19 protein-coding genes are annotated in these 16,226 nt (G+C 68.6%); 13 read left to right on the plus strand and 6 right to left on the minus strand.

Features of this window, described 5'->3' with window-relative positions:
- The 4 genes from F1735_RS07950 to F1735_RS07965 all read right to left on the minus strand — a co-directional run bounded on the left by F1735_RS07950 (window position 1) and on the right by F1735_RS07965 (window position 2,421).
- Window positions 1-957: an HlyD family secretion protein gene (locus F1735_RS07950; RefSeq protein WP_167236430.1), complete on the minus strand. Its 957-nt coding sequence runs from the start codon at window positions 955-957 to the stop codon at window positions 1-3.
- Window positions 954-1,601: a TetR/AcrR family transcriptional regulator gene (locus F1735_RS07955; RefSeq protein ID WP_167236431.1), complete on the minus strand. Its 648-nt coding sequence runs from the start codon at window positions 1,599-1,601 to the stop codon at window positions 954-956. The genes F1735_RS07950 and F1735_RS07955 overlap by 4 nt, the downstream gene beginning before the upstream one ends.
- Window positions 1,602-1,703: 102 nt before the next feature.
- Window positions 1,704-1,988 (minus strand): hypothetical protein, encoded by a 285-nt coding sequence (locus F1735_RS07960; protein WP_167236432.1) that lies wholly within the window; start codon window positions 1,986-1,988, stop codon window positions 1,704-1,706.
- A gap of 10 nt (window positions 1,989-1,998) precedes the next feature.
- The gene (locus tag F1735_RS07965) at window positions 1,999-2,421 is read right to left on the minus strand and encodes a hypothetical protein (RefSeq protein ID WP_167236433.1); all 423 of its coding nucleotides are present in this window, start codon (window positions 2,419-2,421) and stop codon (window positions 1,999-2,001) included.
- Window positions 2,422-2,732: 311 nt separating this feature from the next.
- On the opposite strand from F1735_RS07965, the gene F1735_RS07970 reads away from it, so the two are divergent.
- The 13 genes from F1735_RS07970 to F1735_RS08030 all read left to right on the plus strand — a co-directional run bounded on the left by F1735_RS07970 (window position 2,733) and on the right by F1735_RS08030 (window position 13,450).
- Window positions 2,733-3,317, plus strand: coding sequence for an A24 family peptidase (locus tag F1735_RS07970; protein WP_167236434.1), 585 nt, complete (start codon window positions 2,733-2,735; stop codon window positions 3,315-3,317).
- A gap of 20 nt (window positions 3,318-3,337) precedes the next feature.
- Window positions 3,338-4,174, plus strand: coding sequence for a Flp pilus assembly protein CpaB (gene cpaB / locus F1735_RS07975; protein WP_167236435.1), 837 nt, complete (start codon window positions 3,338-3,340; stop codon window positions 4,172-4,174).
- Between the two features lie 21 nt (window positions 4,175-4,195).
- Window positions 4,196-5,731, plus strand: a complete 1,536-nt coding sequence (locus tag F1735_RS07980) for a type II and III secretion system protein family protein (protein ID WP_167236436.1) — start codon at window positions 4,196-4,198, stop codon at window positions 5,729-5,731.
- A 10-nt stretch (window positions 5,732-5,741) separates the two neighbouring features.
- Window positions 5,742-6,050 (plus strand): hypothetical protein, encoded by a 309-nt coding sequence (locus F1735_RS07985; protein ID WP_167236437.1) that lies wholly within the window; start codon window positions 5,742-5,744, stop codon window positions 6,048-6,050.
- Window positions 6,051-6,147: 97 nt separating this feature from the next.
- Window positions 6,148-6,351 (plus strand): Flp family type IVb pilin, encoded by a 204-nt coding sequence (locus F1735_RS07990; protein WP_229505672.1) that lies wholly within the window; start codon window positions 6,148-6,150, stop codon window positions 6,349-6,351.
- A 53-nt stretch (window positions 6,352-6,404) separates the two neighbouring features.
- On the plus strand, window positions 6,405-6,608 hold the full coding sequence (locus tag F1735_RS07995) for a Flp family type IVb pilin (protein WP_167236438.1): 204 nt from the start codon (window positions 6,405-6,407) through the stop codon (window positions 6,606-6,608).
- Between the two features lie 165 nt (window positions 6,609-6,773).
- Window positions 6,774-8,060, plus strand: a complete 1,287-nt coding sequence (locus F1735_RS08000; RefSeq protein ID WP_167236439.1) for a pilus assembly protein TadG-related protein — start codon at window positions 6,774-6,776, stop codon at window positions 8,058-8,060.
- 5 nt (window positions 8,061-8,065) lie between these two features.
- Entirely contained in the window at window positions 8,066-8,494 is a 429-nt protein-coding gene (locus F1735_RS08005) for a TadE/TadG family type IV pilus assembly protein (RefSeq protein WP_167236440.1), read from the plus strand.
- Window positions 8,491-8,934, plus strand: coding sequence for a TadE family protein (locus F1735_RS08010; RefSeq protein WP_167236441.1), 444 nt, complete (start codon window positions 8,491-8,493; stop codon window positions 8,932-8,934). Before F1735_RS08005 ends, F1735_RS08010 begins: the two co-directional genes overlap by 4 nt.
- A gap of 21 nt (window positions 8,935-8,955) precedes the next feature.
- Window positions 8,956-10,161, plus strand: a complete 1,206-nt coding sequence (locus F1735_RS08015; protein ID WP_167236442.1) for an AAA family ATPase — start codon at window positions 8,956-8,958, stop codon at window positions 10,159-10,161.
- Window positions 10,148-11,494, plus strand: a complete 1,347-nt coding sequence (locus F1735_RS08020) for a CpaF family protein (protein WP_167236443.1) — start codon at window positions 10,148-10,150, stop codon at window positions 11,492-11,494. Before F1735_RS08015 ends, F1735_RS08020 begins: the two co-directional genes overlap by 14 nt.
- Window positions 11,495-11,503: 9 nt before the next feature.
- Window positions 11,504-12,496: a type II secretion system F family protein gene (locus F1735_RS08025; RefSeq protein WP_167236444.1), complete on the plus strand. Its 993-nt coding sequence runs from the start codon at window positions 11,504-11,506 to the stop codon at window positions 12,494-12,496.
- Window positions 12,497-12,541: 45 nt separating this feature from the next.
- Window positions 12,542-13,450 carry a type II secretion system F family protein gene (locus F1735_RS08030; protein WP_167236445.1) on the plus strand — a complete coding sequence of 303 codons (909 nt, stop codon included), beginning with the start codon at window positions 12,542-12,544 and terminating at the stop codon, window positions 13,448-13,450.
- Here F1735_RS08030 and F1735_RS08035 read toward each other — a convergent pair.
- Window positions 13,425-14,165 (minus strand): response regulator transcription factor, encoded by a 741-nt coding sequence (locus tag F1735_RS08035; RefSeq protein WP_229505673.1) that lies wholly within the window; start codon window positions 14,163-14,165, stop codon window positions 13,425-13,427. The genes F1735_RS08030 and F1735_RS08035 overlap by 26 nt on opposite strands.
- Entirely contained in the window at window positions 14,162-15,841 is a 1,680-nt protein-coding gene (locus F1735_RS08040; protein ID WP_167236446.1) for a sensor histidine kinase, read from the minus strand. Before F1735_RS08040 ends, F1735_RS08035 begins: the two co-directional genes overlap by 4 nt.
- Between the last annotated feature and the right edge of the window lie 385 nt (window positions 15,842-16,226).

Raw genomic sequence — 16,226 nt, forward strand, 5'->3', positions numbered from 1 at the left:
TCACGGCGGCGGCTCCGTGCGCACCGTCAGCGGCTGGCCGGGATGGAGTTCGGCCTGTCCCGCATCAAGCGACGCTTCCACCATGAACACCAGCGCGGCGCGGTTTTCCTTGCTGTAGATGAGGGGCGAGGTGTACTCGGCTTCGGGCGATATGAACGTGATGCGCCCTTTGAGCGGCTTGGGGCAGCCGTCGCAGGCGATCACCGCGCCCTGCCCCACGCGGATCTTGCCCAGTTCCGTTTCGGGAACGAAGAAGCGCGCCTTGATGTTCGCCGGCGGCAGCAAGGTGACGATGGCCGCGCCGGCCGGCACCCATTCGCCGGCGCGGTAGGCGACCTCGCTGACCATGCCGCCCACCGGCGCGGCCTGGGCTTTCTGGTCGACTTTCCACTGGGCCTGCAACAGCTGCGCGCGCGCCGCCTCGACTTCCTTTTCGGCGGCCGCCACCTGGTCGCTGCGGGCGCTGGCCCCGGCCCCGCGCAGGCGCGCGCGCGCCTGTTCCACGCGGGCCCGGTCGGCCGCCAGCGCCGCCGCCGACTGATCGAGCCGGGCGCGCGCGATGAATTTGTCGGCCACCAGCTTGCGCTCGCGCTCCAGGTTCGCCTGCGACAGCGCCAGCGCCGCTTCGGCTTCGCGCAGCGCCCCCGCCAGCGCCGCCACTTCGTCGCTGCGCGCGCCCTTGCGCAAGTCGGCCAGCAGGGCCTCGGCGCGCCCGACCCGGCTTTGCGCTTCCTGGCGCGCCGCCGTTTCGCTGGCTTGTTCCAGCACGTAGGCCGGCGCGCCGGCCCGGACCCGGTCGCCGCGGCGCAGGTGTACCTGGGTCAAGGTGCCGGCCAGGGGAGCCGACAGGCGCACGTACTCGCCTTCGGCGTAGCCGGGAAAGGCGTCGTCGGGCGCATGGCCGCAGGCCGCGCACAGGATCAACGGCACGGCCGCGGCGAACAGGCATGGTTTCATGGCGGCGCAAACCCCTTCGGAGCGATCAGGATGGCGCGCATGGCCAGGTCGATGCGCACGGCGATGGCTTGATCGGACAACAGCGCCTGCTGCGCCAGCGCCGCCAGCTCGGGCGCGGCGCCGGGCAGGCGTTCGAGCGCGCCGCCGGCGAACAGGGGACCGGCGATCGCCCCGAGCACGAACGGCAGCAGTTGCATGACCGGGGCGTCGATGATGTCGCCCTCGGCCTGGCCCTGGCGCAGCAGTTGCGCCAGCACGGCGATGTGGCGCGGCAGGTTCTCGCGCAGGAACGCGGCCGCCAGCGCTTCGCCGCGCAGCGCTTCCGACAGCAGCATCAGGAGCAGGTGGCGGTGGCCGCTGGCGAAGCCGGCCAGCACGCGCAGCGCGCCATCGAGACTGCGCGCGCCGCCCTGGGACGCTTGCGCCCGCAGCGTGAGGGCGGCGAACATTTCTTCGTACATGTGCTGCAGCAGCACGCGCAGGAAATTATCCTTGTTCTTGAAGTGGTAATGAAACATGCCGAGGTTGACGCCGGCGTGCTCGACCAGTTTGCGCACCGACAGGCCGGCGCAGCCGGTCTGGGGCAGCAAGACCATGCCGGAGGCGATCAGGCGGGCATCGATTTGTTGGGATGGGCGGTTCATGCGAATTATTATACGCCCGTATAGTAACCTGTCTACGCTTTCTGTGCGGCAGCATCAGCATGCAAGCAGCCGCGCCTGGCGCGGCCTGCGACCAGCGCCGGCTCAATGCCATCGGGCACCGTCCAAACGCCTGCACAGCAACAGCACAAGCAACAGAACCACGCTGACCGGCAGCGCCAGCACAACGCTCAACAGCAGCGCCTTGGCCATGCTTGCCTGGCCCTTCAGGTCCGCCATCATGGCCAAGGGCAGCGGCGCCAGGCTGACCAGCGCCGGCACGATCAGCAGCGCGCGCTGCCAGGACCGGCCCGCGCCGCCCGCGCAGGCAAACGTCACGCCCACCACGAGCAGCAGGTGCGACGCGACCACGACGAAGCGCCGGATCATGCAGGACCGCTCATTGCGACGCTTCGCTGGCCAGGCGCCGGTTCAGGCGCTGACCGGCGTTGGCGGCGTAGGCGCGGCACGAGCGCACGCGTTCCGGCATCGTGGCGCTGCCCGAAAAGCGGAACCCATCGTGCGAAATGGGATTGAGGCGGTCGGTATAGACCACGTCGAGGCAGCGCTTTTGCTCGCACGCTTGCCACGTCCAGGTGGTGCCGCCGGTGGTGTGGCCTGGCGTCATGTGGGCCTTGATGGCCAGCGGGCCGACGCGCAGGATGGCGCCGTCGGCCACCTCGCCCACCTGCGCCACCTTGGGAAAGCGGTCCGGCCCGTTGGCCTTGCACAGGGGATCGTCCGGCCCGACCAGGCCGGCGCGCAGCGCCTGCGCTCCGGCGGCGCTGGCAGCCACCGTGGCGCCACTGGCGCGCTGCAACATGGCAATGCCGCCATCGCCAGGGCGAGTGCCAGCTTGCCTGCTGTTGCTGTTGCCATTACTTACCTCCAATCAAGAATACGGCCGCCGCCCCGCTGCCAATCTTACAATATTACACCTTAAACAGCACGCCCCGGCCGCCACCGCGCATGACATTTGTACTAGTGCGCCCGCCCAAATCAGGCCTTCCCTCCCATGCCGGACAGGACATCCGGCCGATTCGCAGCCGAGCCCGCCTAAATATACTCGTCTCACCGATCACGCAAACGCCACCCGGCCTTGCCGATTCCCGACAACATCACCGGCGCATCACCATGAACGACACCGCCCTCTTCTTCGAACTGCTCGGCATGCTGGTCACCGACCCGCGTACCGGGGTGCTGCTGGCCCTGCTGGTGGCGGCGGCCGTGTGCGACTACCGCACCTTCCGCATTCCCAACCTGATCACGCTCGGCGGCATCGTCTTCGCGCTGGTCTACAACAGCATCGTGCCGCCGGTCTGGCACGCCGGCTGGGCCTGGGCTCCGGCCGGCATGCTGCTCGGCTTTTGCGCCATGCTGCCGATGTACGCGATGGGCGTGATGGGCGCCGGCGACGTCAAGCTGATGGCGATGGTCGGCGCTTTCCTCGGCTTCCACGCAACCTTGCAGGCGCTGCTGTTTTGCGTGCTCAGCGCCGGGATCGCCGCCCTCGCCTTCGGCCTGCGCAAGCGCGTCATGGGGCCGATGCTGGCCAACGCCGGCGGCGCCATGCGCGCCATGTTCTGGTCCGCCATTGCCAGCGGCAAGCCGCAGCTGGCGCCGGGGAGCATGCCCTCGGTCGGCAAGCTCGCCTATGGCGTGAGTATCGCCATCGGCACCACCGCCTGCCTGGTCGCCCAGCAATTCAACCTCGTCTGACACCTGCGAAAGAGTACACCATGAAAAACCTCAAGGCACTCGGGCTGATTGCATTCGCCCTCATTATCGGACTGGTGGCGGCCATGTACGCCGCCGGATGGGTAGCGCGCCAGGGCGGCGTCACCGGCAACAAGGTGGTGGTGGCGGCGGTCGACATCGAGCCGGGCAGCAAGCTCAACACACTCATGCTGTCCACCCTCGACTGGCCGGCCGGCGTCACGCCGCCGGGTGCTTTCAAGAGCGCCGCCGAGCTTCAGGACCGGGTCGCCCGGGTCAACATCCTGCGCGGCGAACCACTGCTCGACGGCAAGCTGGCGCCACTGGGCACCAAGGGCGGCTTGTCGGCCGTCATCGCCGAGGGCAAGCGGGCCATGACGGTGCGCGTCAACGATGTGGTGGGCGTGGCCGGCTTTGCCCTGCCCGGCAACTATGTCGACGTGATGGTCAATGCGCAGCAGGAAAAATCCGGCGCCGAAGAAGGCAAGCAGATCAGCAAGACGGTGCTGGAGCGGGTGCTGGTGCTGGCCGTCGCCCAGGAAGCCGGGCGCGACGACACCAAGCCCAAGGTGGTCAGCGCCGTCACGCTCGAGCTGAGCCTAGAGGATTCCGAGAAACTCGACCTGGCGCGCAGCGTCGGCACCCTCTCGCTGGTGCTGCGCAACCAGGTCGACCAGAAGACCGTGGCCACCGCCGGCATCACCAAGGACGAGTTGCTCGGCGTGCGCAAGGCCCCTGCCGTGCGGCCAGCCCCGGCGCCAGTGCGCCGGCCGCGTGCGGTGCAACGCGCCGCCGCCCCCGGCCCCGGTCATTGCGTGGAAGTGATCCAGCACGGCGTGCTGGCAATGAACTGCTTTTGAACAGCTACGGAGACCTGACTCATGAACAAGCACATTCGTATGGCGGCCCTCAGTGTCGCGACGGCGGGCATGGTGGCCGCGCCCCATTGCGCGAACGCGGCAAGCGGTTCCGGCGCAACGCCCGCCGGCGGCGCTGGCGGCAGCAAGCATTGCAAGGCGGTGGTGGTGGCCCCGCTTACCCAAGTCATGCTCGGCAAATCGTCGGTGATACCGCTGGCGACGCGCGTGACCCGCATCGTGGCCAGCGGCCAGCGCGACAGCAAGCAGGCGGCGCCGCCTGCCCCGGCCACGGCCACGGGCGCCGAGGCGGCGGACGTGGACAGTGTGGCCGACATCGAGGTGCTCTTGCTCAGCCCCACAGACCTGTTCCTGCTCGGTAAAAAAGCCGGCGTCACCAGCCTGATCCTGCAGGATGCCAGCGGCGTCTGCACCCTGCGCGACATCGTGGTGGCGATCGACCCGGCCACCTTGCAAGCCAAGCTGGCCGAACTGATGCCCGAGGAAAGCGGGATCGTCGTCAAGAGTGCCGACAACGCCATCGTGCTCACCGGCACTGTGCGCGACGCCAGCCAGCTCGACGAGGCGCTGCGCGTGGCCGGGGCCTACGGCGGCGGCCAGCGCGTGCTGAACCTGCTGCGCGTGACGGCCCCCCAGCAAGTCATGCTGGAAGTGAAAATCGCCGAGGTCAGCAAGACGCTGCTCGACAAGTTCGGGATCGACTTCGCGCGCATGGTTACCTCGGGCAACGGCCTGGGATCGCGGATGATCTCGGGCATCCTGGGCGGCGCGCCTGGGCTGGTGGGCAACTTCAGCCACCGCGCCTCCGGCAGCGCGCTCGATATCGTGGCCGACGCCGTGGTCAGGGGGGGCAATTCGGCCGCCAGCGCCCGGCTGGCGGCCGGCGCCAGCGGGGCCACCCTGTTCGGGGTCGATGCGCAAACCAAGGATGGCCTGGTGCGGGTGCTGGCCGAGCCGAACATCATGGCCATCAGCGGCCAGTCGGCCAGCTTCCTGTCCGGCGGCAAGATCTTCATCCCGGTGGCCCATGCGCGCGATGCCGGCGCCTCCACCGTCACGCTGGAAGAGAAGGAATTCGGCGTCGGCCTCAAGTTTGCGCCGACGGTGCTGGGCGGGGACCGCATCAACCTCAAGCTGGTATCGGAAGTGTCGGAGCTGGCCCAGACCGGATCGCCCTTCACCACCAGCGGCGGGGTGACCTCGGTGCTGCCGTCGATCAGCACGCGCCGGGTCGACACCACCGTGCAGTTGAACGATGGCCAGAGCTTCGCCGTCGCCGGGCTGATCCGTAACAACCTGACCCAGACCCTGTCGCGCTTTCCGGGCCTGGGCGACATGCCGGTGCTCGGCGCGCTGTTTCGCTCGACCGAGTTCCAGAAAGACCAGACCGAGCTCATTTTCATCATCACGCCGCGCCTGGTCAAGCCCGCTGCCGCACTGCCGTTGCCGACCGATAACCATGTACCGGCCGAGCCCGCCGACCTGATTGTCAGGGGCCGCACCGAAGGCACCCCGGCCCCTGCCATCTTGATCAAATAAGGAGAGCGCCATGAACCATCCGACTCGCCGCGCAGCAGGGCCGCTGCTGCCCATATTACCCCTGCTGCCGCTGCTGGCCCTGCTGGCCGGCTGCGCCGCCACCGCCACCGCCCCCGGCTACGACGCCCGCTTCGGCGACGCCGTGCGCCAGGCGCGCAGCGCCATGACCATCAATCCGCAGGCCGGCGCCGTGCCCGACCCGACGGCCGGCCTCGACGGCCAGGCGGCGCGCGGCGCGATCATGCGCTACCAGGACAGTTTCAAGCTGCCGCCACCGGTGGTCAATGCGATCAAGGCGGACGGCTCCGCCGCCCGCTGATGTATCCGGCGGCGGCCACGGGGCCAACGCCGGCGCACTACCCTGCCCCCCGGGGCGGGCATGTTTACCCATTCATCTCACACGAAAGGTACGTCAAATGAACACTTTCATGAACACGGTCAGCCAGTCGGTCCGCTCCTTCGCCCGCGACGACGAAGGCGCCCAGGTCGTCGAATACGCGCTGATCATCGCGGTGGTCTCGATCATCCTGGTGGTCGCACTGCGCAACCTGACCGGCACCAGCTTCTCCGGCTTCATCGCACGCGTCAGCAACTGCCTGACCGGCGCCGCCTGCGCCTGAGCCGGCCGCTTCTGCGCTTCCCCTCTTCCCATCCCAATCGAAAGGTCCATATCATGAACACCATGCTCACTACCGCCGGCGGCAACCTGCGTACCTTCCTGCGCGACGACGAAGGCGCCCAGGTGGTCGAATACGCGCTGATCATCGCGGTCGTCTCGATCATCCTCGTGGTCGCGCTGCGCAACCTGACCGGCGCCAGCTTCAGCAACTTCATTTCGCGCGTCTCGAATTGCCTCACTGGCGCTTCCTGCAGCTAAGCGAACCTGCGGACATGCTTGTCAATGCCTGGCCGACGGCAGCCGATGCCTGGCAAGGCGCCGCCGCCGGCGGCCGGACATCGCAAGCATGGATGCACACTTGCCTAACCCGCCAGCCGACGGACCGCGGCCCGCCCGGGGCCCGTCATTTTTCGGATGAAAACCATGATTGCGCACACTCGATACGCCGATCCCCAGCGCCAGCAAGGCGCCGTGATCCTGACCGTCTGCCTGCTGCTGCTGTTCCTGCTGGGATTTGTCGCCATCGCCTTCGACCTGGGGCGCCTGTTCATCGTCAAGACCGAGCTGCAGACCGCCATGGACAGCTGCGCCCTGGCCGCCGCCCAGGAACTGGACGGCCAGCCCGGCGCGCTGGCGCGGGCGCGCCGCGCCGGCACCACCGCGGCCAACCTGAACCGGGTTAACCTGCAGTCGGCCGACTGGGACGGCAAGGGCCAGATGCTTGAGGCCGGCATCAGCTTCCGCGACGCGGCCTACCTGCCCACCAGCGTCCCGGCCGGCGCGCGCTACGCGCAATGCGAGCACCGCCAGCAAGGCATCCGGATGTGGCTGCTGCATGCGCTGGGCGCCTTCCATGGCGACGACCCGGCCGATCCGTCCACCAGCGCGGTGCTGGCCAGCGCGGTCGCCACCCGCGCCAGCGCCCAGAACACCTGCCCGATCCCGGTGGCGCTGCGGGCCAAGCCATGCTGCACCGCCGCCAACAATTACGGCTACCTGATCGGCGAATGGGTGACGGTGCTGGCCAAGGCCAGCGCGGCCGGCCAACTCGGCTGGTACAACCTCGACGGCAGCACCAGCGCCAGCGAAACGGCCGCCGAACTGGCCGAGGGAGGACGCTGCGGCACCCGCCTGGGCGACCAGCTCGGCACGCCGGGCGCGCAGACCAGCGTCGATCGTCCCTGGAACCACCGCTTCGGGGTGTACAAGAACGGCGACGCGCCCAGCATGCACTATCCCGACCAGAGCGGCTACGCCTACACCAGCGCCAACTGGAAGAATACGGTGCCGCAAAATGCCTTCGCCGGCACCCCGGCGCCCGGCTCGCACGTCACCGCGCAAAATTACATCGCCAAGCGTGCCGCCTGGGCGTCGCTGGCCGATACCGGCACCAGCATCCAGGCCGGCGCCCTGATCGCCTTTGGCGACAGCAAGCGCCTGAACAGCTTCCACAAGCTGGCCACCCCGGGCGCGACCGGCGAACACCGCCAGTTCGGCACCAACCGGCGCCTGGTGATCGTCCCGGTCATCAACGACGCGGCGCGGGTCATCGACTTCGCCTGCATGTTCATGCTGCATCCGCTGAGCGGCCCGGACGACCAGGCCAGGCTGGAGTTCCGCGGCCTGGCCGGGATGGCGGCCTCGCCCTGCGCGCCGGCCGGGTCCCCGGGCGGCAACGCCGGGCCGCTGGCACCGGTACTGGTCAGGTGAGCGCCATGAGACACCGTCAACAAGGCGTCGCCCTGGTCGAATTCGCGTTCGTGCTGCCGCTGCTGCTGATCGTTTCGCTGCTGTGCGCCGAACTCGGACGCGCCGTGTACCGCTACAACACCACCGCCAAGACCGTGCGCGACGCGGTGCGCTACCTGTCGGTGCAAACGCCCGGCACCCATGTCGCCGAGGCGCGCAACCTGATCCTGTACGGGAACGTGGCCGGCAGCGGCGCGCTGCTCGACCCGGCGCTGAGCGCGGCCAACGTCCCCGTGCCGACCTGGCAGACGGCCGGCAGCGATCCGCTGATGAACACCGTCACGGTGCGCGTGTCGGGCTACCAGTTCCGCCCGATGGTGGCGGACATGTTCGGCGCCAGGTTTTCGGTCATTACCTTCAACGATATCAGCGCCACCATGCGCAGCCCATTATGAAACCGACTCCGACCAGCGCCGCCCAAGACGGCGCGACCACCATCGAACTGGCCTTCGTGCTGGTGCTGTTCTTCATGTTCCTGCTCGGCGCGATGGACATGGCGCGCATGCTGTTTACCTGGAACGCGGCCGCCGAGGCCACGCGCGCCGGGGCGCGCTACGCGGTGGTGTGCGCCGATCCGGCCAACCAGGGCCAGGTGCTGGAAAAGATGCGCACGATGCTGCCCGAGATCGGCGCGGTGACCTTGGCGTGGCAGCCGGCCGGCTGCGACGCCGCCAGCTGCACCGGGCTCACGCTGAGCATCGACAGCCTGCAGTACCGCTGGATTTCGCCCCTGCCCGGCGTGCTGCTGCCGGCCCGCGCATTACCCACCTTCAGCACCTCCCTGCCGCGCGAAATGATGCGGCGCGACCCCAACAGCGCGCTGATTTGCCAATAACCGCAACCCGAGGAACACGCCATGAAAGTCGCCATCGTATCGCCCGACAACACCCGCCTCGCCGAGCTCGCCCAGCTGCTCCAGGCCGGCGCGCACGAGGTCGTCACCAGCGTCGGCGGCGCCGGCGCGCTGCAGGCCCTGGTCGCGCACGCCGCCCCGGACCTGCTGCTGGTCGACGGCTGCGCCGACAGCGCCGGCCTGGCGGCCATCGCCGCCATCGGCGCCCGCCATCCGGGCCTGGCTGTGCTGCTGCTGTGCGCGGCCGCCTCGCCCGACTTCCTGATCGGCGCCATGCGTGCCGGCGTACGCGAGGTGCTGCCGGTGCCGCTCGCAGCGGCCGAACTGGAGGCGGCACTCGGGCGCGCCGGCGCCAGGCTGCGCGGCGCGCAAGCGCCCGGCGAAGGCAAGGTGCTTGCCTTCATCGCCTGCAAGGGCGGCAGCGGGGCGACCTTTCTTGCCACCAGCATGAGCTTGCAGCTGGCGCGCACCGGGTCGGTGCTGCTGGTCGACCTGAACCTGCAGTTCGGCGACGCCCTGGCCTTCATGCACGAAGGCCAGGCGCCATCGACCCTGGCCGACGTGGCGCGCGCGATCGCGCGCCTGGACGCCTCCTTCCTGGCGGCCAGCACGGTCAGGGTGGCGCCCAATGTCAGCCTGCTGGCCGCGCCCGAAGACCACGCCCAGGCGGCCGAGATCAGCGCCGCCCATGTCGATGCGATCCTGGCACTGGCGGTGCGCCACTACGATTACGTGGTGCTCGATATCGGGCGCCCGGTGACCACCCTGGGCATCAAGGCGCTCGACCGCGCCTGGCGCATCTATCCGGTGCTGCAGGCCAGCCTGACCTCGATCCGCAACGCCAGGAAAATGCTGGCCATCTTCAAGTCGCTCGACTATGGCGACGACAGGATCGAACCGATCGTCAACCGTTTCGAGCGGCGCGGGCAGATCGGCGTGGCCGACCTCGAACGCGCGCTCGGCAAGTTCCACATCCATACCGTGCCCAACTCGTACCGCCAGGTCACGGCCGCCACCGATCATGGCGAACCGCTCGCGGGCGGCGCATGCGCCAATCCGGTGCTGGTCGAAGTGGCCGCCCTGGCCGATGCGCTCACGGCGCCTGCGGGGGAGGCACGCCAGCGGAGCGGTCCGCTGGCGCGCCTGCTGGCCAGTCTGGCCTCACGTTTGTCGGGTCGTCAACCAGGAGAATCCCATGTCCTTCCGTGAACAACTCAATGCCGGCGACGGCCAGTCCGACCTGCGCGCGGCGGCAGCCGGCGCGAGCGACGATTACCACGCCATCAAGGCGCGCATCCACCTGAAACTGCTCGACAAGTTCGACCTGGCGGCGCTCGAGGCGCTACCCGCTCCCATGCTGCGCGCCGAGATCGCGGTCATGGCCGAACGCCTGCTGGAACAGGAGCAGGCCGCCGTCAACGAATCGGAGCGGCGCTCGCTGATCCGCGACATCCAGCACGAGATGCTCGGCTTCGGCCCACTGGAACTGCTGATGGCCGACCCGACCATCTCCGACATCCTGGTCAACAGCTACAAGCGCATCTTCGTCGAGCGCATGGGCCGGCTGGAACTGAGCACGGTGCGTTTCAGCGATGAAAAACACCTGCTGCGCATCATCGAGAAGATCGTCTCGCTGGTCGGGCGCCGCATCGACGAATCGAGCCCGATGGTCGACGCGCGCCTGCCGGATGGCTCGCGCGTGAACGCCGTGATCGCGCCGGTGGCGCTGGACGGGCCGATGATGTCGATCCGCCGCTTCGCCCACATTCCCTTGAAGATGGAGAACCTGGTGCATGACATGCACAGCCTCACGCCCGACATGGCGAGCGTGCTCGAAGGGCTGTGCAAGTGCAAGGTCAACATGATCATCTCCGGCGGCACCGGGGCCGGCAAGACCACCCTGCTCAACATCCTGTCCGGCTTCATTCCGGCGGCCGAACGGATCGTGACGATCGAAGACGCGGCCGAGCTGCAGCTGCAGCAGCCGCACGTGGTGCGCATGGAGACGCGCCCGGCCAACATCGAAGGCAAGGGCGAGATCACGCAACGCGCGCTGGTGCGCAATGCGCTGCGCATGCGCCCGGACCGGATCATCATCGGCGAGGTGCGCGGGCCCGAAGCGGTCGACATGCTGCAGGCAATGAACACGGGCCACGACGGCTCGCTCACCACCATCCACGCCAACAACCCGCGCGACGCCCTCTCGCGCCTGGAAAACATGATCGGCATGGCCAACCTGAACCTGCCGCACAAGGCGGCGCGCCAGCAGATCGCCGCGGCCATCACGGTGGTGATCCAGGCCATGCGCCTGATCGACGGGCGGCGCAAGATCACCAGCATCCAGGAAATCACCGGCATGGAGGGCGAAATCGTCACCATGCAGGAGATCTTCGCCTACCGCCAGACCGGCGTTGCCGCCGATGGCACGGTGGAAGGCTACTTCCAGGCCAGCGGCGTGCGTCCCAAGTTCAGCGAGCGCCTGCGCGCCTTCGGCGTGACCCTGCCGGACGCCATGTTCGACAGCACCTGCCGCTACCAATAGGAGGCCAGCATGTTCTCTCAAGTGAACCCACCCTTGTCGCCGCTGCTGGCGGTGATGGTATTTATCGCGGTAATGCTGCTGCTCGAAGGCTTGTTCCTGCTCTGGAGGACTTACCGGGGACCGCAGGCCAGGAAGACCGAACAGCGCCTCAATGCCCTGGCGGCGGCGGGCGAGCATGGCGCCCGCTCGCACCTGCTGCGCGAGCGCATGATGAGCGAACTGCCCCCGTTCCAGCGCTTGTTGCTGCGCCTGCCGCGCGCCCACCAGCTGGACCGCTACCTGCTGCAGGCGAACCTGGAATGGCGCGTCGCCACGCTGCTGCTGGCCTGCGCGGCGCTGGGAGCGGCCGGCTACCTGCTGCTGACGGCGGCGCTGCGCCAACCGTTCCTGGCCGGCGCCGTGGCCGCCGCCGTGCTGGCATGGCTGCCGCTGGCCTATGTGCTGGGGCGCCGCCGGCGTCGCCTGAACAAGCTGGAACAGCAGTTGCCCGACGCCCTCGACCTGCTGGCGCGCGCGCTGCGCGCCGGCCACGCCTTCGGGGCCAGCCTGCACATGATCGGCGACGAGATGGCCGACCCGATTGCCGCCGAATTCCGGCTGGTGCATGAGGAAATCAATTTCGGCGTCTCGCTGGAACAGGCGCTGGGCGACCTGAGCGTGCGCGCACCGGTGACCGACCTGCGCTACTTCGTGGTGGCGGTGCTGATCCAGCGCGACTCGGGCGGCAACCTGACCGAGGTGCTGGGCAACCTGAGCCGCCTGATCCGCCAGCGCCTGAAACTGTTGTGGCATGTGCGCGTGCTCTCGGCCGAAGGGCGCCTCTCGGCCTGGCTGCTGTCGCTGCTGCCGTTCGCCATCGGTGCGCTCATGAGCGTGTTCAATCCGGAATTCATGGCGCCCTTGTGGAACGACCCGCTCGGCCAGGACCTGGTGCGCTGCATGCTCGTGTCGATGCTGTTCGGCATCCTGCTGCTGCGCCAGATCATCCGTATCCGCATCTGACCGAATCGCCACCGCATTTCATCCTTATCTGAAAAGGGGATCATCATGTTCGTGCTCGCTGCCCTGGTCTGCCTGGCCGTCACCGCCGCCATCGCCGGCCTGTACCTGCTGCTCGTGCCCAGCCGCGAGCTGCGGCGCCTGGAGGCGCTCGGCAAGTCGCGCGCCGCAACCGACTGGCGTACCACCGTGGCGCACGCGGTCGGCCCGTTCGCACGGGTGCTGGCGCCCAGCGGCGACTGGCAAAGCTCGCCCCTGCGCCTGCGCTTCATCCATGCCGGCATTCGCCGTGCCGATGCGCGCCTGATCTACTTCGGGCTCAAGACGGTGCTGCCGCTGGTGTTCGCGGGATGCACCTGGCTGCTGCTGCGCGCCTTCACCAGCATGGACGAGATGACGGTGCTGATGAACCTGGGGATCGCGGCGCTGGCCGGATGCTACCTGCCGAACGTGGCGCTGTGGCTGCGCCTGCGCGAACGCAAGCGCGACATGTTCGCGCACTTTCCCGATGCCGCCGACCTGATGCTGGTCTGCGTGGAAGCCGGCCTGGGACTGGACGCGGCCCTGTTGCGGGTGGCCGAGGAAATCGGCCTGAGCAGCCGCGCGCTGGCCGAGGAACTGCACCTGACCAACCTGGAGATGCGGGCCGGCGCCAGCCGCGCGCAATCGCTGCGCAACCTGGCGCTACGCACCGGCATCGAGGAAGTCGGCACCTTCGCCACCATGCTGGCGCAGTCCGACAAATTCGGCACCAGCATCGGCGAATCGCTGCGGGTGTTTTCGGAAGACCTGCGCCACAAGCGCCAGGTGCGCGCCGAGGAACACGCGGCCAAGGTACCGACCAAGATGCTCATTCCGCTGGCCCTGTTCATTTTCCCGGCGATCATCATGGTGGTGCTGGGACCGGCCATGATCGTCATCGTGCGCACCATCATGCCGATCCTCGGCGCCCAGTAGGGCGCCCGGGCCGGGCGCCCTGCTCCGGCTGCACCAGGCCATGGCGGATCGCATACACGTACATGCCGAGCCGGTTGGGCACGTCGAGCTTGCGGTAGATCGAACTGAGATGGTTGCGCAGCGTGTGCTCCGAAATGAACAGGCGCTGCGCCACCTCATGGTTGGCGCAGCCGCTCAGTTCGACGACGGCGCTGACGATGGCGCGCTCGCGCGCGGTCAGGGCGGCGTGCTTTTCGGGCAGCGCATCGGGGCGCAGCGCGCGCCGCCAGCCGAGCATCTGGCCGAACACCCGGTCCATGGTGGCGGCGTCGAACCACAGTTCGCCGCGGTGGATCTTGGCAATCGCCTTGATGACCTGGTCGGCCGTGACTTCCTTGTGCAGGATGCCGCGCGCGCCGCGTCGCGCCGCCAGGTCGAGCAGGGCGGGGTCGTGCGCGGCGGTCAGCACCAGTGCGCGCGAGACGCCATTGGCCAGCAGCTCGGGCAGGAAGTCGAGCACCGACACCCCGCCCAGGTCGAGATCGAGCAGGATCACGTCCGGCGCCAGTTGCGCGGCGCCGGCCAGCGCCTCGTCGCAGGTGCGCGCCGTGCCCACCACGGCCATGAGCGGGCGTTCGGCCTCGACCAGGGCTTGCAGGCCCCACAGCATGGTCTGGTGGTCTTCGACCAGCATGACCTTGATCGGGCTGGACAGGTCTGGTGCTTGACTTTTCATAATGGAATCTCCACGGTGACAATGGTCCCGTTGGCGCGGTCTTGACGCACGCAAGCGATGCCGCCCAGGGCGCTGGCGCGCTCGCTGAGCGAACGCGGCTGGAAGGCCGGCGGCGCGCTGGTGCCGTGCGGGTTGATGATATCGATGTGCAGCATGGCGCCGCTGTAGCGCAGCGCCACGGTGGCGGCGGTGGCGTCGGTGTGGCGGCAGATGTTGCTGATGCCTTCGCGCACGATCTGCAACACTTCCGCTCCCAGCCGGTCGCCAAGCGCGACGTTGGCATCGGCATCGATGCGGATCTCGACGCCGTAGGTCGTCAGCGCCTGGGCCGCCTGGCGCCGCAGCGCGGCCAGGAACATGGCGTCGCCGGCGGGAGCGGCGTTGCAGGCACGCCCGGCCTCGTCGCGCAGTTGCGCGATGACGTCGGCCGCCATCGTCACCAGCTTGTCGAGGTCGGCGGCGAGCGGATTGCTGGGCGCGGCCTTGCGGCACAGGGCGACCAGGCCCAGCTGCAAACCGATGTAGGACTGGATAGCCGTGTCGTGCAGGTCGAGCGCGATCTTCTTGCGCTCCAGGCCGGCGGCGTCGGAGGCGATGCGGTCGAGCAGGTCGATGCGATCGATGGCGCGCAATCCCTGTTCGGCGATGCGCGCCAGGAACAGGGCGTCGCCGCGGCCCAGGTGGCGCCCGCATGTGGCCACATAGAGGCGGCCCTTGCCACGCCCAAAGCTCACGGGGGCGCTGATGAACGAGATGGCGCCCAGCAGCTCGGCCAGTTGGCGCAGGCGGCCCGGGTCGTACGGCATCCAGGCGGAGCGTTCGCCGCCATGTCCAAGCGCGCAGCCGCCGATGGCGCACCAGCAGCGCCACGCACGCGTGTACAGCAGCACCTGCGCAAGGGGCTCGGGCAGCATGGCGCGCGCCAGGGCAGGGTCGATGGGGTCGGCCGGCGCCACCGTCGGGCCGCATGCGCGCACCGTGCGCAGCATATGGCCGCCACTGTCGGGATCGTCCAGCAGCATCAGGCAGCTGTCGGCCATGAAGAATGCGCGCACCAGCTCCAGCGCGGCGGTCATGCTGCGGTCGATGCCGAAGCGCGGATTGGCCACCTGGTTCATCTCGCGCAGCAAGGCCTGGCGGCGCGCCGCCAGGATGTGCATTTCGCCCAGCTGCGCGATCACGCGGCCGAAGGCGAGCAGCACGACCGCGTGCAGCAGCAGGCGCGCCGGCCTCACCTCGGGCAGCGCGATGAGCGCAGCGAGGTAGTACAGCAGGACTGTGGCGATGCTCACGCGCACGCCCTCGGCCAGGCCGTAGCGCAGCGAGGCGACCACGATGGCGAAAAACAGGAAGACCAGCGCGAAAATATCGGCCGGGCCGACAGCGGCGAGCACCGCCGCCGATACGGCCACGTCGAGCCGGTGGCGCAGCTTTCCGCGGGTCCAGCGCGGCTGGCAGCGGGGGAACAGGTAGACCGCTGCGCACAGTGCCGCGTAGACGGCCAGGACCAGCAGCGCGGTGACGTTGACACGCTCCGGGTCGGGCTGGTCGAGGATGGCGACCAGTACCGCCGACACGGTCAGCACCAGCCTGATGCGTGCGACGAGCTGGCTGTAAGCGACGTCCGACTGCGCCACCGCACCGGCCGCATCCTTGTCGAGAGGGGAGTCCGTCATCACCATCATTGTCGTTCCGTTCGCCGTCAAGCCATCCTGCCCGCCAGCGGCGCTGCCGTGGCGCCGGGCCGGGTGCTGTTGCTAACCGATTATTGATTGTAGGTTGTTACTTTCACCCGCCCATGATGCGTGTCACAGCATCGGTCCATGCCGAATGGGAACGATGGCGGGCCGTGTGCGGGAGAAGGAAAGGTGCGTGGCGATGCCGGCCGGAATTAACTTGCCTGATTAACGCGCCGGTCGGCCAGTCGAGCAAGCGGACGCGTTTCCATGAGCGTCCTTGACAAGGCAGGTGGCAGACGATGCAATTCGTCCGGGTGCGCTACGTCTTTCATACACACTTATCCAGCCTCGCTTGCCGGCACCCGCAGCTCGGCGACATCAC

The organism is Massilia genomosp. 1, assembly GCF_011682185.1.
In the GTDB taxonomy this organism is placed as follows: domain Bacteria; phylum Pseudomonadota; class Gammaproteobacteria; order Burkholderiales; family Burkholderiaceae_D; genus Telluria_A; species Telluria_A rubra.

What these genes read in the sequence shown, in the direction of transcription:
- F1735_RS07950 (WP_167236430.1), bottom strand. Translation starts at nt 957, where the DNA reads ATGAAACCATGCCTGTTCGCCGCGGCCGTGCCGTTGATCCTGTGCGCG.
- F1735_RS07955 (WP_167236431.1), bottom strand. Translation starts at nt 1,601, where the DNA reads ATGAACCGCCCATCCCAACAAATCGATGCCCGCCTGATCGCCTCCGGC.
- F1735_RS07960 (WP_167236432.1), bottom strand. Translation starts at nt 1,988, where the DNA reads ATGATCCGGCGCTTCGTCGTGGTCGCGTCGCACCTGCTGCTCGTGGTG.
- F1735_RS07965 (WP_167236433.1), bottom strand. Translation starts at nt 2,421, where the DNA reads ATGTTGCAGCGCGCCAGTGGCGCCACGGTGGCTGCCAGCGCCGCCGGA.
- F1735_RS07970 (WP_167236434.1), top strand. Translation starts at nt 2,733, where the DNA reads ATGAACGACACCGCCCTCTTCTTCGAACTGCTCGGCATGCTGGTCACC.
- cpaB (WP_167236435.1), top strand. Translation starts at nt 3,338, where the DNA reads ATGAAAAACCTCAAGGCACTCGGGCTGATTGCATTCGCCCTCATTATC.
- F1735_RS07980 (WP_167236436.1), top strand. Translation starts at nt 4,196, where the DNA reads ATGAACAAGCACATTCGTATGGCGGCCCTCAGTGTCGCGACGGCGGGC.
- F1735_RS07985 (WP_167236437.1), top strand. Translation starts at nt 5,742, where the DNA reads ATGAACCATCCGACTCGCCGCGCAGCAGGGCCGCTGCTGCCCATATTA.
- F1735_RS07990 (WP_229505672.1), top strand. Translation starts at nt 6,148, where the DNA reads ATGAACACTTTCATGAACACGGTCAGCCAGTCGGTCCGCTCCTTCGCC.
- F1735_RS07995 (WP_167236438.1), top strand. Translation starts at nt 6,405, where the DNA reads ATGAACACCATGCTCACTACCGCCGGCGGCAACCTGCGTACCTTCCTG.
- F1735_RS08000 (WP_167236439.1), top strand. Translation starts at nt 6,774, where the DNA reads ATGATTGCGCACACTCGATACGCCGATCCCCAGCGCCAGCAAGGCGCC.
- F1735_RS08005 (WP_167236440.1), top strand. Translation starts at nt 8,066, where the DNA reads ATGAGACACCGTCAACAAGGCGTCGCCCTGGTCGAATTCGCGTTCGTG.
- F1735_RS08010 (WP_167236441.1), top strand. Translation starts at nt 8,491, where the DNA reads ATGAAACCGACTCCGACCAGCGCCGCCCAAGACGGCGCGACCACCATC.
- F1735_RS08015 (WP_167236442.1), top strand. Translation starts at nt 8,956, where the DNA reads ATGAAAGTCGCCATCGTATCGCCCGACAACACCCGCCTCGCCGAGCTC.
- F1735_RS08020 (WP_167236443.1), top strand. Translation starts at nt 10,148, where the DNA reads ATGTCCTTCCGTGAACAACTCAATGCCGGCGACGGCCAGTCCGACCTG.
- F1735_RS08025 (WP_167236444.1), top strand. Translation starts at nt 11,504, where the DNA reads ATGTTCTCTCAAGTGAACCCACCCTTGTCGCCGCTGCTGGCGGTGATG.
- F1735_RS08030 (WP_167236445.1), top strand. Translation starts at nt 12,542, where the DNA reads ATGTTCGTGCTCGCTGCCCTGGTCTGCCTGGCCGTCACCGCCGCCATC.
- F1735_RS08035 (WP_229505673.1), bottom strand. Translation starts at nt 14,165, where the DNA reads ATGAAAAGTCAAGCACCAGACCTGTCCAGCCCGATCAAGGTCATGCTG.
- F1735_RS08040 (WP_167236446.1), bottom strand. Translation starts at nt 15,841, where the DNA reads ATGACGGACTCCCCTCTCGACAAGGATGCGGCCGGTGCGGTGGCGCAG.